Annotated in this window: 5 protein-coding genes; 1 reads left to right on the top strand and 4 read right to left on the bottom strand. The window is 34.2% G+C overall.

Features of this window, described 5'->3' with window-relative positions; genetic code table 11:
* Positions 1 to 969, top strand: coding sequence for a hypothetical protein (locus IPO86_03365; protein ID MBK9727137.1), 969 nt, complete (start codon positions 1 to 3; stop codon positions 967 to 969).
* Between the two features lie 37 nt (positions 970 to 1,006).
* Here IPO86_03365 and IPO86_03360 read toward each other — a convergent pair whose 3' ends face one another.
* The 4 genes from IPO86_03360 to IPO86_03345 all read right to left on the bottom strand — a co-directional run bounded on the left by IPO86_03360 (position 1,007) and on the right by IPO86_03345 (position 16,438).
* Entirely contained in the window at positions 1,007 to 2,422 is a 1,416-nt protein-coding gene (locus tag IPO86_03360; GenBank protein MBK9727136.1) for a redoxin domain-containing protein, read from the bottom strand.
* Positions 2,423 to 2,844: 422 nt separating this feature from the next.
* Entirely contained in the window at positions 2,845 to 5,358 is a 2,514-nt protein-coding gene (locus tag IPO86_03355) for a T9SS type A sorting domain-containing protein (protein ID MBK9727135.1), read from the bottom strand.
* 73 nt (positions 5,359 to 5,431) lie between these two features.
* Positions 5,432 to 15,655: a PKD domain-containing protein gene (locus IPO86_03350; protein ID MBK9727134.1), complete on the bottom strand. Its 10,224-nt coding sequence runs from the start codon at positions 15,653 to 15,655 to the stop codon at positions 5,432 to 5,434.
* A 408-nt stretch (positions 15,656 to 16,063) separates the two neighbouring features.
* The gene (locus tag IPO86_03345; GenBank protein MBK9727133.1) at positions 16,064 to 16,438 is read right to left on the bottom strand and encodes a LytTR family transcriptional regulator; all 375 of its coding nucleotides are present in this window, start codon (positions 16,436 to 16,438) and stop codon (positions 16,064 to 16,066) included.
* Positions 16,439 to 16,449: the final 11 nt, after the last annotated feature.

The raw sequence follows: 16,449 nt of genomic DNA, 5'->3' as shown, positions 1-16,449 counted from the left end.
ATGAAACTGAAATTTTGCCTTTTGTTTCAGCTGGTTTATTTCACAGCATCTATGGCACAAGCATTTGACGAATTTACAGTAGATAAAGAAGTTATGATATTTGTCAAAGACGAATTTAATGATTTAAAAAACTTCAGTTTAGGAATTAAATGTCCGGAAGAAGAAAATCAATGGTATTTAGATTCATTGGAATATTCTCCTTGGTTTGTAGGCGATTTTAATGATGATAAAATACCAGACTTATTTATAACGGGTCAGGAAAAAAAAGATCAGGCACATTATTTAATTTTAGGTAAAGATGAATTAGATGAAGAATCCGGTTTTACATTAATTCCAGTTTGTCCACCAAAAAATAGAGGAAATCTTGTAATTCCATTTATTGAAGAAAGCCGTAAAGGGCTCTTAATTTTATTTAAGCAATTCAAAACAGAAACTACAATTCAAGTGAAAGACGGACAAGAGACTCGCCTTCCGCGAACATACATTGATTATTATAAAATGGGTTTGATAAAAAAAGATACTTTAGTCTATAATTTTGGAGGAATCATTGAGTATAATTTAAAACCAACAATAAAAGATATTCAATTTATTCAAATGCATTCATTTTGTCAGTTTGGTGGCTGCCCAGATTTTAAAATGAAAATTGACAGTTTGGGACAAATGATTCTCTCTAATATTAAAAATACAGATGAAGAAGTTGGTATGTATGCTGCTCTCTGTGAAGAGTCTGTGTTTAAAAAAGTATATTCACTTTCTAACTATTTAAAGCTGCAAAAATCAAATCAACATTTTGGAGAAGAAAGTGCTGATAAAACAATTACAATGATCATAAGTTATAGCGATGGGACTGCTAAAACCTGGTATGATTATGAACAAGGTGCCTCTTTAGGGATCAGCAAATTATATGATTTGTTTTTTGAAGCAAAGAAAAATGCTACCTGGGAATATAAAGGTGAATTAAAAGAATAAACATTCTACATTGTAAAACAAATTTGATCAAAATAAATTACCGCGATTCCGTTGAATTTTTCTTTAATTCCTGTTCGATTATAAATGGTAATTGTTCTGCTTTTAAATTTTTACCTATTATTTTTCTGTTTTTGTTTAAAACATACATCTCTGGTGTTATGTCAACAAAATATTTTGCATAAATACTTCTGTTCGTTGGATCATGGACATTAATCCAGGATTCTGTTTGATATTTTTTTACAAAATCCCGCCATTGTTGATCTGTAGAATTCAAAATAATCGCAAAAACTTCAACACCTTTAGCTTTCCATTTTCCATAAAATTCCTTTAATAAGGGAGTTTCTTTCTGACAATGATCGCAATCCGGATCATACATAAAGACCACTACAAAATCTTCTTTGAGCTCATATATGGATCGCGTTTTACCATCTAAATCGGTTGAAATCACATCCGGGCCCTGACAATTCAACAAACTAGCTTTCATTTCAAATACCTTTTTTTGAATAGCTGTCAATTCCTTGTCATCCATCCAATACGCATTTTCTTTTGTGAAATAGGTATCTAAAATATGTACAAAAACAGCTTCACCATCCATTACATTTGTCTGTGTAGGTTGATATTTTAAAGCAATCCAATTACTAATAAATTGAAACATTTCCTTATTCACTAATGACTTTTTAATGATAAAGTCAGCTTGTCGAATTATGGAATCTGGTTGTTGCGGAGTAAGTTCCTTAATAAATCGTTTCAATTTATTTACAATTACCGGAGTATACAATAAACGGATATCGCTAAGATCTACTTGATCCCAAAAAGCAAGTCTGAAAAGCTGAAGTTGTTTTGCTAAATCAATTTCCCCCTTTTCATTTCTTACATCTACAATTTCCGGATTTTGTCCTGCAGTTTTGAATTTAGTGAAAAAAGACTTTGGATACTCTTTTTGCCAAATTTCTAACTTGCTTTTGTTTTCTCTTTGGATTTGTTTGAGCTGTCTATCTACCATAGAAACAATGGCAGTATCTGCTGGATTGGACTTCTTAAGCGTATTTAAGGAGTCAATTTTTTTCTCTTGCCGAAGCTGAAAACGAAAAGATTCATACAGGAGATGATTATCAATAGAAGAATTAATTTTCATCATACCGATTAAATCAGCTTTATTTGAAAGCATTTGAAAATGCTGGTCATCATCCAAAATCATATGGATACTTGTATAGTCCGGTAAAATAATATAGTAATAACCCGATTTAAAAGGACTTCTTTTTTTGAATTCAAAATTACCCTTTGCATCCATGAGGGTAGAATCGGCAATAAAATTCTGATCACCAAATACACTGATGAGCTTAATTTTTCCACCAGTAAAACCTTCTATCGTAACTTTTATTTCACAACTATCTGTTTGAGCTTTGCCTGAAAAATAAAAGAAACTTAAAATAACAAATAGAGACCATTTCATAAATAAAAATAATTGCATCATTCAATAACTAAGCAAAGAGATCCGCAGGCGATTCAAAATATACTTAGAAGTATTCCATATTATGAATAGCACCAAGGCAATTTATGAAGCAAATTTATAAAGAGAATTGGACCAAAGGAGTATCGAATATATAAACAAATGTTAATATTTTAAAAAACTACTATTTTAGCTCAATTTCCAGTAAAAATAAGCTAATCAATCAGGGTGCATACAATAAATGCTTATAATTCTAGAGATCTATAAAATTTAGAATTTTAAATGTTTCCCTGTCGAACCAAAATTTACTAATTAAAAATAATAGAGTCCTTAAAAGCTCTTTATAGTAAGCTTAAACTTAATATTCTCAATTTTTTTACAGCTATAACTCATAAATATTATAGCTAGAAAAAAGTACATTCATCTCATTTTTCAATAATTAATTGCAATGATTTTTGGTATTCTGAATTGCTAACACGGATCAAATAATTTCCATTGTGCAATGACAAATTTCCAAAATCTAATTCAAGCAGATTTTGATCTGCATTCAACAAAACTTTAAAAACCATTCTTCCATGGAGATCGGCCATTAAAACTTCTTTATCAGAATTCTCAAATCCTTCAATTTCTATTTGCGTAGTATTTCCGGCAGGATTTGGATTTGCTAAAATCCGAAGGTCTTTTACATCTGCTATAGAACCATCAGCTTGCCATGTTTCAAATGGCAATTTCTTTTCACCAATTTCATATTCAAATTGTCGTAACAATCCACCAGATAAGGTGTGAAACCATCCATTAATTTCGGTAGATTTCTGAAGACTACTACAAATCGTTCTAATTTGATAATGATAAAAGGTTCCTGGCGATAATCCTTTAAATATGTGTTCCAAACCAGAACCAGATTTATTCTTCCAAGCAGACCATCCAGACCAAACTCCAGGTGAAAGTTCGTATTGAATTCGCAATTCATATCCAGCACTATTTGCACAGGTAGAAGCTTGTGCCTTCCATTTTATTTTTGCTGAATTTAAGGTGGTATCCCGATGATAAACCTGACTTGGATACTTACAGGCGAATGCATAAATGGTTACAGTTTGCACACAAGACGAAGAATTTCCTTTAAGATCGGTTGCCGTCCATTTGACATTTGTAACACCCATTGCTAAGTTACTTGGAGCGTCATTCTTGACGGATTCTAAAATACCACAATTGTCAGTCGCTATTGCTTTTTCTAAAAGTATAGTCCCTTTTGGAAAGGGACCACAATTGCCTGAAGGACTTGTATATGTTATTGCAGGTGGACAATTAATAACAGGATTGATTACATCATAAAATTTTGGATCATTGTTACCATAATAAACAAAATTTGGATCCAACAAATCTACAAGTCCGTCACAATCATCATCTAATTCATTGCATACTTCCGCTTCTCCCGGATTTTTATTAGCATTATTGTCATCACAATCACCAAATTGCGCAAAATAACCATCATGGTCGTTATCCTCTCCACATAAATCAATAACTTCAACTATGGAATTGCAGCCCGTTGTATTCCCATCTATAGTTGAAAATTTACCTTTTCCTAAATAGTTACAAACACTTTTCACCGAACAAAAAGATAAGCTAGGATTGTAATGTATACCGATATAATCAATTGAATTAGGCTCAATATTGTCCAAGCCATTTAAACTTTGCAATGCATTATTCCACAAAATATAAATATTACCTTCCAGTGATTCCAGGTTTTGCAATCCATTAAAATCTATCAAATTTGGGTGATTGTACAAGCTAAAATCTCCACTGATTGCATTTAGACTTTGAAATCCCAGAAAATTAACTATCAAATCATTTTGATCAAAATATACATTCCCATTAATTGTCTCAAGATTTTCTAGTCCGGAAAAACTCAACAAGGAATGACAATAATTTATTTGTAAGCCACCAGTATTCATTAAACTACTTAAGGAATTTATAGAAGTCAAAATCGGGCAATAGGATATAATCAAATATTTTCCAACATTGGTTAGTGACTCAAGACCATTCAAAGTATTTAGACCATCCATAGAACCTATTGCAAAATCACCGCCGATACTTGATAAGGATTCCATGCCCAAAAAATTTGAAATAAGAGGACATAGTCCTATATTAAAATACCCTCCAATTTGGGCTAAACTTGAAAACCCAGACACTGATGACAAATTGCTATTATAAGCTATATCTAGATCCTTTTTAATAAATTGTAGCTGTTCAAGTCCATTAAAATTTACTAAAGAATCGCAAAAATAGATGAACAAATAACCCAAATTCGTGACCGAATTAAAGGATGTAAAATCTTTGATTCCGGTATTGATAAAATAGAATCCAATGGACTCCTTCAAATTGCTAAAACCATTAAAAAATTGCAATTTAGGATTTGTATCAAATTGTATGTCAGCAGCATTCGTTAAACTAGAAAATCCTGAAATTTCCACTAGTTCATAATTCCTTGAAAAAGAAATTAAACCAGCATATGGAAAATTGTTAAATCCTGACATAGTAAGTAACAATGGGTTATCATAAACGATAATATTTGTCTGTGAGTTGAGGGCTCCATTAAAGCCACTTATTTCTTCTAATAATTGATTATTATTAATAACAATGGAACCAGGGCCAACATACTCTAAATTATTTAATCCATCAATGTAACGCAATGTATTACATGAAAAAATATTTAAACTTTGACCAATGAATCTGATTTGACTCAAACCATCGAGGTTTGTAATATCGTTTGACGGACCAATATTAAGGTAGGTCTCTATTTCTGTACAACCTGGATAATTAATTGGAAACGCATCAATTTCGGCCTGTGTTGTCAAGGTAATTCCTCCTAAGCAAGGCAAAGCAAAACCAATTTCCAAAAACGAAATGAAAACTATAAAAAGGATAAATAATTTTTTCATAATAATTAATTTTTAAGGATTATAATAATGGATTGCATGATAAAATAGAATCATGCAATCCATGTTTTGAAATTTATTTTGATACTTTAATTAATTTAATACATTCTGTTTGATTTTGAATACTTATACGCAGAAAGTAAAGTGCAGATGGATACAAATTTCCAAAATTTATTTTCCTATGTTGTTCATCCAAATTAAATTTTTCGATAGCCTTTCCAAATTGATCAAAAACCTCTACCAATGCAACTCCTTTAGTTACATCCAAAATATTTAAATGAAACGATTGATTTGTTGGATTTGGATACAACTCAAAATTTGGATTCGTTTGATCCTGCTTACTTTTAGAAAGTTCACTTTGAAGAATACATAGACTTTGCAAATACACCTCGGAATTTGCATTCATTACATCATCGTCAAGACCATTCTCTAGGTAAACCATGATCTGTACTTCATTCCCTGCACCATCATTACAATCATTTTCAGACATCCATTTTTTAGGATTGAATGACATCCGATAATCCAATACCCCAATTGGCAATTCATTTAATTCAAGTTGAGCCAATTTTATCAGTCCCTTTTTCCAATCTCCATTCGCTGAACGAATACTTGGTGATTGTATAGATTTCAAGCACACAATCAATCTGCTGCCATGTTTGTTATTTTCTTTTGATGGAATACTAAATCGCAAAAGCAATTCATGGTTTTCGTTCTTTAAACAAATAGATTCTCTACTTAAAATAGCATCCGAATTTTTTAGATTTCCTTTTAACGATATAAAAGAGATTTGATTGACATCTTCTGAAAAATTCCAATACGGATTTCCATTTATTGATTCCCAGTTTGAAACTGGATATGGGTTATTTAATACTCCAGAATTTGATGCGTTGATTATACACAATTTGCCGGTCTCGCCAAATGTTGGAATGGTAAAACAATTAATATTAATCGAAACTATTTTTTCATAGCTTGCACAAACACTGCCATCTTCATTTTTGCGTGTGACTTCCATTTTAATACGATATAATCCCGGCATTTTGAAATCATAACATATTAACTGATTTGCCAAACTGCTTGCGATAGGTGTATTTAAATTTGGAAGCAAATACCAGGTTACAACATCACAATCCTGCAATTCTAGTGGCTTGAAACATGCTGTACAACCATTTAAAATAGTGTATGTGCTAATTCCTGCTTCCACATCTTCAACTAAATCATCAGGAACACAAGGACAGATTTCATCACAACCCGGAAAGATCAAGTGGATCCTACATGGACATTCTGCGTTTACATCACAAAGCCCATTCAAGATCAAATCATATTCTCCACCGGCAGTAACAATTGCCGGAGGAATATAGATCCCAAAGCCAGGAAAAGCTACACTAGTTCCTGAGGCAACCACATCACTGGTATTCGAATTTACCAATTGCCAGTATACGAGACTTTCCGGACAATCATTTTTACACAAAAGATTTCCGCTAAATGTCCAAACGCAATCATCCGGTGGGCACTCCATTATAAGGGTGTCACCACATTTGGTTTTTACTTTGGAGTTTTTATCATAATAGAAACTCAGATCCGAAAATCCTTCGCAGATACATGGACCATCACAATCAACTGTTACTGTTTCACAGAATTTATGTATTCTGCATGGTATCAATGTTGGGTCGCCAAATGGATACTCTGCTATCGTCACACAAATAGTATAAGTACCTGAACTTGCATAATTATGAGTCCAGCTATTAGATGCTGGAAATGGACCCGGCACAATAGTGCTACCATCACCCCAATCTGGGCTGGTTTCATAAAAATAACAATCTCCAAATTGCGGAGTAGCTGCTTTAACAGAACATCCTGAGACTTTAATTGGAATTCCTTGCGCAATTAGGTTTTGCCATTGAAAATAAGCGCTAATTCCTTTTTTGCAACAATTCTTACAATTCAAATTTACAGGTAATAATAAACTTATGCTATTACATTTTTTTCCGTTTTCATCATACTCAACGAGTGTTACTGCAATAAGAAAACTCATTTGAGTTGGTGTATAAGAATGCATAACCATACTTCCCGGATAAAACGGACCTGTGCTAATCGTTCCATCTTTCCAATTGATCGATTCAATGCGAATATCACAAGGAAGATCATCAAATGTGAGTGTTGCCTTGCAATAATTCTGATCTACATTTATATGGATTGCATTTTGAACCAAGTTTATAAATTCATCCTTAGGAAGACAACACGTGTCACAAGCTTGGAAATATAAATTAAAACTACAAATACAAGTATCCTGACCACATACTCCTCTAAGATTTACTTTGTAAGGTTTTTCTTTTTGAAACTGACTGTAGAGTAATTGAATTGACCATAATGGATTAGCAGGAGTAGTCAACTCATTTCCTGAATAAACAAGTGATCCAGTTTCATCCAATATTTCCCAGTTTAAAACACCATAGCAACTATCTGAGCAATTTAAATTTCCATCTATGAAAAATTCATTTGCATCCTTGGGGCATTTGATAATGTATGATTTTGGAAGAGCGCTGCAATTTATATTTTGGGTAAATTCGCTATTGTAAACAGTCACTTCAGACAATTTTTCACAAACACAATCTGAAGGACATTCTGGTAAAGAAATACTGATTTCTGAAACTTGATTGCAATAATAATCTCCTGTTGCATCCGACAAATGCATTTGCAAATGAATGATTCCATCCGGGTCCGGAAACGGACTTGTAACAACAAAAGTCATGACCATTCTCGGTGGATCTCCGGGACCTAATGCAGGATATAGTGAAATTGAATTTGGAGAAATGCTAACTACATTCGCATCCGGCGAACTGATGACTAAGTCTGTAGCATCAAAACCTGGCGATGAAATATTATCTATGGTAAATGTAATTTTATAGCCCCCACTGTCTTTCAAACATTCTGCAAAAGCATTCGTAACCAATAAACATCTGTTGATGGTATCGGGTGTACATTCAAATTGCAACATCGTGTCACAAGCAACTGTTTGGTCGTCTGATTCGTAAAAACGAACCTTGAACATGGAACTGAGTGCTGATGCAAAAAATGATGTTGATTGAGATCTTGATGTAAGGGTTCCTTGGTTTGGACAGGGAATAAAAGTTGGATTCAATTTGTCAATATTTGTTCCATCGCCAACTTCACCCCAATAATTTAAACCCCAGATAGATAGTTGATCACTTTGATCATATGTTAAGGCGTGTTCATAGCCTGCCAAAATAGTATGCCAATTGTTTGCACCAATTAATTGAAATGGCACAGCACTGCTTATTGTCGTTCCATTTCCTAATTGACCATGATTGTTATTTCCCCACAACCATAAGCTACCATCTTGCTTTGTTGCAATTGAAAAATTAGCACCTGTAGATAATTGATCCCATAGCATGTCTGTACCAACCATCGTAGGTATTAAAGCTGCTGCATAGTTATTGCCAAGTTGACCGAATTGATTTCGCCCCCAGGTCAAAAGTGATCCATTATTTTTTATAGCTGTAGTGTGTTCCCAACCTCCTTTTACTAACTTCCAATCGCCAGATGAGCTAATTAAGGTTATAGAATTCTTATCTATATTTGAACCATCACCTAATTGATAATAGTTATTTCTACCCCAGCCCCAAAGATTACCTGCAATATCAATTGCAAAACAATGATGACCAATTGAAGCATCAATTGTTTTCCAATTTCCAGATGATACTATAACTGGTGTTGTCTTATTTATAAAAGTACCATCTCCAAGTTGTCCATATTGATTTTCACCCCATGCCCACAAGGTTCCAGTAATTTTTGTTGCAAGAACCATATATCCTCCAGCATCAATTTTGTCCCAATCTGAATCTATTCCTACTTGAAGTGGCGTACTAGAATTAATAAAATTTCCTTGACCTAATTGTCCCTGATAATTTCCGCCCCAAGCCCATAAGGTTCCATTGTTTTTCAGTGCTATTGAAAAATGTCCACCAGCAGATATATATTTCCAATTTGTGTCTCCACTAACTTGAGTAGGAATATTTCTTGCTATAGTTGTTCCATCGCCTAACTGTCCACTAAAATTATCGCCCCATGCCCACAAGGTTCCATCATTCTTTATAGCTAAAGTGTGTTGACCTCCAACAGCAAGCATTCTCCAACATCCAAGATTTTCTTCAATCCCTGAACTATCAATACAAAATTGCAATAGGTTTGTCGTAATCCCAGTAGGCAAATACGTTCCTGGATAATCCAAACAAACTAATTCTGGGGTTGGAGGCGTACAGTAAATCCAGGATGGATCCTTAATTAAAGAACCAAAAGACACGCCTGGTGTAAGAGATTCAATTTCTATTTTTCCAAAATAATCTATTTCGCAATTATTGATTAAATCCAATGCATAACAACAGGAAGAACTATCGACTTGAATTTCACGTGCAACAATTTGAATTTCTTCACATGGATTGCAACAAGGTGTTATCTGCATACAATAACTTGTATCTTGAAAACAAGTTGAGCTGTCAACGAAAACCAATCCAAAACTTAAACAAAAGTCTTGAGGGCTTGTAATTGGAATGCTGCTTACCACTTTAACACATAAGTTACCTGAAATAGCTCCTGGTAGAAGGATAGCTCCCAGATCAATAGTTAATGGATCCTGATATCCGCTGCCTCCACACGGATGCAATCCAAAATTTGGACTGGTCACATCAATGTTTACATCTGTTGCAGGAAATGGTGACAGATTTTGTACACTAAAAAACAAACAGTATTGATTTGAATTGGTACTATCGCACACAATAGTCATGTCTATAGGTGTTACACAATTTCCACCACAACTTGGAGCGATACAATTTGTTCGGATGGTATCTCTACACACTGCAACACAACCACCTGCTTTTGTTTTTTCATACCATACAAATTCTAGTTCTTGTGTATTACTCGCACCGATCTGACCGCTTAGACAAAATGTGAAAAAATCAGTTGTGAGTCCGCCCGGTAAATTTCCTCCTGGATATACAATGCTTTGAGAAGATGAAGATCCGGAAACATATAAACCGGAAGCTGCACTAGCAGATGTAAAAGTCCAACCCGGAGTTAAAATATTTACTTCCGCTTTTTTAATGCTGAAACCTGCGTTATTATTTAAATCAACAGAATAACAACAAGTACTATCTGTACAATTGGTAATTGAATCAGAATACTTTTCAGCAGTAACAAAAATATTATCACAACAACTTAAAGTGTCCTGCGATAAAATACATTCACAGGAATATTTACCAATGAAGATATCGGGATCACTGCCACCTGCCGAATAATATGGACTACCACTGGTTAATGGATCTGGATTAAAATCAACTGAATTCGTTCTTCCGATTATCACAAAACTTCCGTTATTGTCAGGAGCTATAGACCATCCATCATCATTTCTGGATCCATTAATATTAAAATCTTTGATATTGCAATCATTGTCAAAAACACCAAAATAAGTATTTATAAAAGTATAACCAGATGCAAAAAAATTGTTACCTCCAATAAAATAAACATTATCAGCATTATCTACTGAAAGTTCGTTGATATAGTTATGGTTGGGTATCTCTTTATGGCATTGGTGATAGCCGTCACTATCATATTCTACAATAAAGCTAGTTTCATTTGGGCCAGTAACCGGAACTGAGACACCTCTTGGGTTCAATTCATAAAAATTTAAATTAGGCGCATATTTATCAAAGCTGATTACAAATCCACCATTTATTGCTTCAATGTCGGTTGCTGTGCCATGCGTAGCATATGGCCCTAAAGCTGGTGGTCCTAAAATAGCAAATGCCCAATTAAATGTTAGCACTCCTGCTGGATCAGTATATTTTGCAACGAAAGGGGCAAAATGACTAGAAATTGCCGATGTAGTGGGTCCTAATGGTAAGTCGGATGAATTGTTATTATCAAAATCAACAAGTTTAGAATAATGACCAGCAACATATATTTCGCCGGAGGATCCTACACTTACTCCTAGAGGATATGCTCCACCCGTGTTTGAAGCTGATTGCACTAATGATGTGGACCAAACATGACTACCACCAACATTATTAAATTTTACCATATAAAAATCCTGATTGCCACCGCTTACGATTGGTGTTGTTGGAGATGACACATTCGGAAGTTCATTATCATTAAATACTATTGAACCGGTAAAAATTCCAACAAGTATTGGATTGCCACTTGGATCCAGGTCCATATCAGATAACAGCGTTCTGTATTCACCATTACCATAGATAAGAGACCATTGTAATGCTGGAATGTAGTAGGGGTCACAAGTATTCGTTACACTGTATTTTGCTAAAAATATAACTTGACCATTGTAATTATTTGTATGAACATTACTTGTACCACCACCCCCTGGAATGGTGATTGTTTTACTATTTGAAACACCGGCTACATAGAATCCACCACTGAAATGTTTTATTACAAGTCCCTGGTCATCTGCTTCGCCACTTATTGAAAAATTCCAACACAGTCCGCAGTTTTCATCATATTTAGAAACAAAACAATCATTGTTTACAGCTGCGAAATTCAAATGACCTGAAACCGGACCATCATTGTAATGTCCAGTACAATAATAATTTCCATTTTGGTCTGAATCTATATAAAAATCTGAATGATTTGGTAAGCCATCTAAACCAATCGGAACTTTAGATTCACCAAACATGTTAAAACAATTAAGAGCAATTTCCGTCTTATCACAAATTCCACACTGCACGCATACCGTAAAACAACTGTCTTTCTGAAAACAAACAGCACCGTCATTTCCTGTTTCTTCATATTTCAAACAAATCGTGTATTCTCCAGACTGTAGATACGTATGTGATGCGTCAACAGGTCCAATGCCTTCAAAATTTCCACTGGTCGTACCATCTCCCCAATCAATTGTCATCCGCTGACACCAACCTATACATGGATGGTAAATGCAAATCATACAAGAGTCTCTGATTACATCAACAGGTGTTGTGGCAACAGCAAGAAAAGCTTCTTCATTAATACAACAACTATCCAAAGGACAATTCCCAAAATTCAATCCTGAAATTACAGAATGTGCATCCAATACATCAATTTCATAACTACCAGTTGAAGGATAACTTTGAATATATCCGGATTGCTGAACCTCACAAACTGTGTAATGACCAATAGGAACATTTTGAAAAGAATAAAAACCATCTCCAAGAGTAAACGTATTATCAATTGTATTTCCTGCAGCGTCTTTTAGTAGAATTTCCCAACCTGCACCAGGTAGGTCGCCAAGGCTTCTTTCTCCATCGCATTTTTTATCTAAAAATTTATAACCCGTGACAAAATTATTTTGATTACAACAAACGGATTCTAATAAACCTGCACCATAGACTAGCCCTTGAATATTTAATCCCATAGCAACACCATGCAAGTTTCTCAGTTTTGCACGAATACAATATTCTCCTGCATCCAAAATGAAAAAATTGGAACTGACATGATCTACTGAACCATCAAAAGGTGTATGATCTGTATTCCCTGAAGAAGTAATACTTAATAAAGTACTAATTAAATTACCAGAAGCGTCTGTCAAACAGATCTCAACAGCATCATCTGCATATGCTTGCATCTTAATTCCCACTAGAGATGAATCTTCGCAAACACAAAAACAGTTTTGGAAAGTATATGGAATCCCAGGTGCCGGATTATTTTGTATCCAATCTGCAAAAGGATGGGCAGATATCCAGTTTGATGAACCCGTTGTTGAAGCCCAACCTGAGATGGGTGAAATTACATAAGCTGGAGCAGATCCTGAACCTCCCCACAAGGGCGATTCCACTAAAGTCCATTGACTTGTTGCAGATCCCGGAGGCAAGAACACATCATTTATTGGATCGTAACCGGTGCTGATATAAAGTGTATTCGTCACACAAGTATCCGGACAACCACAAGGCAAAACACAAATAGAATCTATACATTGAGATTGATTCCCACAATTATCAGTAGCAAACCAATTAATTATGGTGGTTCCTTCAGGATACGTATCACTTGCATCTGAACTATTATTGTAATCGTTTATGATGACAGGATTCGGATCACATGCATCAATTATAACCGGTGAAACAATTTCTACAAAAGTCGAACAAGTGCCATTTGATTGTCTTATTCCTTGAACAATAAATTTTCGATTGCAACCAGAAATTGTCGGCGCAATATTGTCATTTCTTTCAATAATTTGGAAACAATTACTTGAATTCCCACAGGAATCTTTAACATTCCATTCCCTAAGAATTACGAATGGACATGAATCTTGTAAAATACTATCTTTATAAGTTGGATAAAATGTTTCCTGACAATTATCATTAATACTTGGATACCCAGTTTGTTCCGGATCAGTAGAAACATTGCATGCAATGGTTAGATTTGGTGGACAAATAATTTCAGGTCTAAAGAGATCTTGTTGCACAATTCGTTGTTGACAATGGATGGTATTTCCGCAATCATCCGTTGCAAACCAATCGCGTATGATTTCTTTATAACAATGTGATATCTGAATTGGAAAATCATTATAACTGATGACTGGGTTTGGATCCTGATTATCTGTTACGATAGGACTCCCTGTAATAGGAGGCGTTGTCATTTGACTACAATCCACTGTGATATTACTTGGGCATTTAATATTTGGTGGAATTTTATCTGCAAAGGGAACATTGACTGTCCTACAGTTTTGACAAGTTGCAATGCCATTTGAAACGGTAAGGCATACAGTATAAAGTCCCGTACTAGAATATTGGTGTATGGGATTTTGCTGCGTACTTCCACAAGGAGGAGCATCTCCAAAATCCCAACAATAATTTACAGTTCCAGTTAAATTTGTAGAGGCATTAAATTTTATATTACCACAACTATCTAATTGAGAATAACTATACTCAACAAAACAATTGCTTGCACATAATTTTTTAGTAGCATAAATTATACGACCACTTGTAACTGACGTTGGTTCTTTAAATGTCTCTAAAATAGAATTGGGTTGTACAACGATTGGGGTAAAACTCAACTTTGTAAATGAATTATCTAACTCCCTTAAGCCACATTCATCCAAACTTCCTTTGTGAACTGCTAAATAGCCATCTAAAGATCCAAAGCCATCCGATGGTTTTGATCTTCCATCGACATAGCTTAAATCAGTAGGACTGGTGAGTGTCATGGATCCTCGATAAAAATCCGTTTCCCCATTATTAAAATACCGAATTAAATTTAAATCAAGTGTACTTCCATTATCAATAAAATTAAAAATCATTGGACGCAAAACTCCACTTAAGACGGATTCACCTAATACATAAAAATTGTTTGCACTAAAAGGAATAATTTGATGTATTCCAGCATAGGAGCTATTTCTATAAATAAAATTATTTGCATTTGTTGAAGATACTTTTATGATTTGTGCTTGTGCTGTTGGAGCGACTATACTACTGGCAATTAAAAATTCACCATTTGCTGTTCTTTGCAAATCATGCACTCTTGAGTTGGCACTAAATACCCGTCCTAAATTAGTAACCGCACCATTTGTATTTAAGTTGACTACCACATAACAACCAGAATTTGACGAATGACCAGAAAGCGCAAGCTGCCCGGCAATTGGATTATATACAGATAACTTTGAATGAAATTCATCATCAAAATTTAGGGCTCCATATTTTCGTCTCCAACTGTATGCACCCCATTCGTCCATTGCAGTAAGGATAACATCATCGTCATTTCTATTGTTTGTAGGATTAATGGACCCTAAAACTACATAACGAACGGCTGCATTTATCTTTATTGGATTCTCAACAATGCTATTAAACGATTCATTAATTCCATAATTATATGAAAACAAACGTAAAGCATTTCCATTTTGATCAAAAACACCAACAAGAACATCTTTTGGTAGTCCGCCATTGATATCTTTAGAACCGACCACGAGTAAATTGCCAGAAGTATTAATAACAAAATCATTCCAGGAGGAAGTGTCATTTACTTCAGCCGTCCAGATCATGGTTCCGAGATCATCAAATTTATGTAAAGTTGCTTTGATCCCATTGCTTCCAATCACATAGTAATAATTTTGGTGGAACAAGACTTTCTTAAAAATATTTAATTGAGTATTTCCAGCAAGTAATTGAAAACTTGCTGCCGTAGGATTATTGCCTAAAACGGAATGCTTAGATTTTGAGCAATTCAAATTATAATCCATTGGCGAGGAAGTAAACAATGAATTAATATTTCCAAATAATATGGAAAAAAGAAGGACAAAGGTTTTCATAAGAGATTGGTTTTGTAAGGTGAAAGTATTTTGTTTGAATTCAGAAAACGCACCTGAGTTTCCGGAAGTGTTATACCGCTTTCCCAATGCATTCTTTCACTGAGATATATGTATAAACATTCATATAAAGTGAAATTTTGAATAAAATAGCTCATTTTAAAATCCTATTTAAGAATAACGAATCATACATTTTCAATTGGATTGTGAGTATCTATAGCTAGATTGTTACCCTTAACTTCAAAAAATAAATTAGAAATGTTCTTATAAAATATGACTTACCCCTTTTTTAATAGAAGTACATTCCATTTATAGAAGAGATTTATGAATTAAATCTAATAGTGTCTGATGAAACTAGAAATTAGATAGGATGAATAAATCCCTTCAGAATACAAGACACGACATATTTAGTCATTTGCGTGTTGCAACAAAGCGAAAAAATGCTTCTCGTCTTCTTTGTGCTAAGGGTATATGTTTTCCATCATAAAGTTCAAGCATTTCACCATCATTTTTAATGACTTTGTGAATTGAGCAAATATTGACCAGATAGGAATTATGAACTCTGAAAAAACGCTTTTTAAGTAGCTGGCTTTCAATTTCTTTAAGTGGCTTACTTACCAACAATGAATTGCCGTTATAAAAATGTAAAGTACAATATGCTCTGGCAGCTTCTATATAGCTGATGTCATAACTTCTAATTAGGTCAAAGCCATCTTTATTTGGAAGGATGAGGATCTGATTATTGTTATCGGCTAATTGCCTGATATGTGCATCAATAATTTTCATATAATAGAATA

The sequence above is a fragment of the Saprospiraceae bacterium genome (genome assembly GCA_016717265.1).
Classification (GTDB): domain Bacteria; phylum Bacteroidota; class Bacteroidia; order Chitinophagales; family Saprospiraceae; genus Vicinibacter.
Note: the sequence above shows the minus strand (reverse complement) of the source record. Positions and strands in the feature narration are given on the sequence as shown.

Bases quoted from the DNA above. Each gene is read 5' to 3' on its own strand.
- IPO86_03360 (MBK9727136.1), bottom strand. From the start codon at position 2,422: ATGAAATGGTCTCTATTTGTTATTTTAAGTTTCTTTTATTTTTCAGGC.
- IPO86_03350 (MBK9727134.1), bottom strand. From the start codon at position 15,655: ATGAAAACCTTTGTCCTTCTTTTTTCCATATTATTTGGAAATATTAAT.
- IPO86_03365 (MBK9727137.1), top strand. From the start codon at position 1: ATGAAACTGAAATTTTGCCTTTTGTTTCAGCTGGTTTATTTCACAGCA.
- IPO86_03355 (MBK9727135.1), bottom strand. From the start codon at position 5,358: ATGAAAAAATTATTTATCCTTTTTATAGTTTTCATTTCGTTTTTGGAA.
- IPO86_03345 (MBK9727133.1), bottom strand. From the start codon at position 16,438: ATGAAAATTATTGATGCACATATCAGGCAATTAGCCGATAACAATAAT.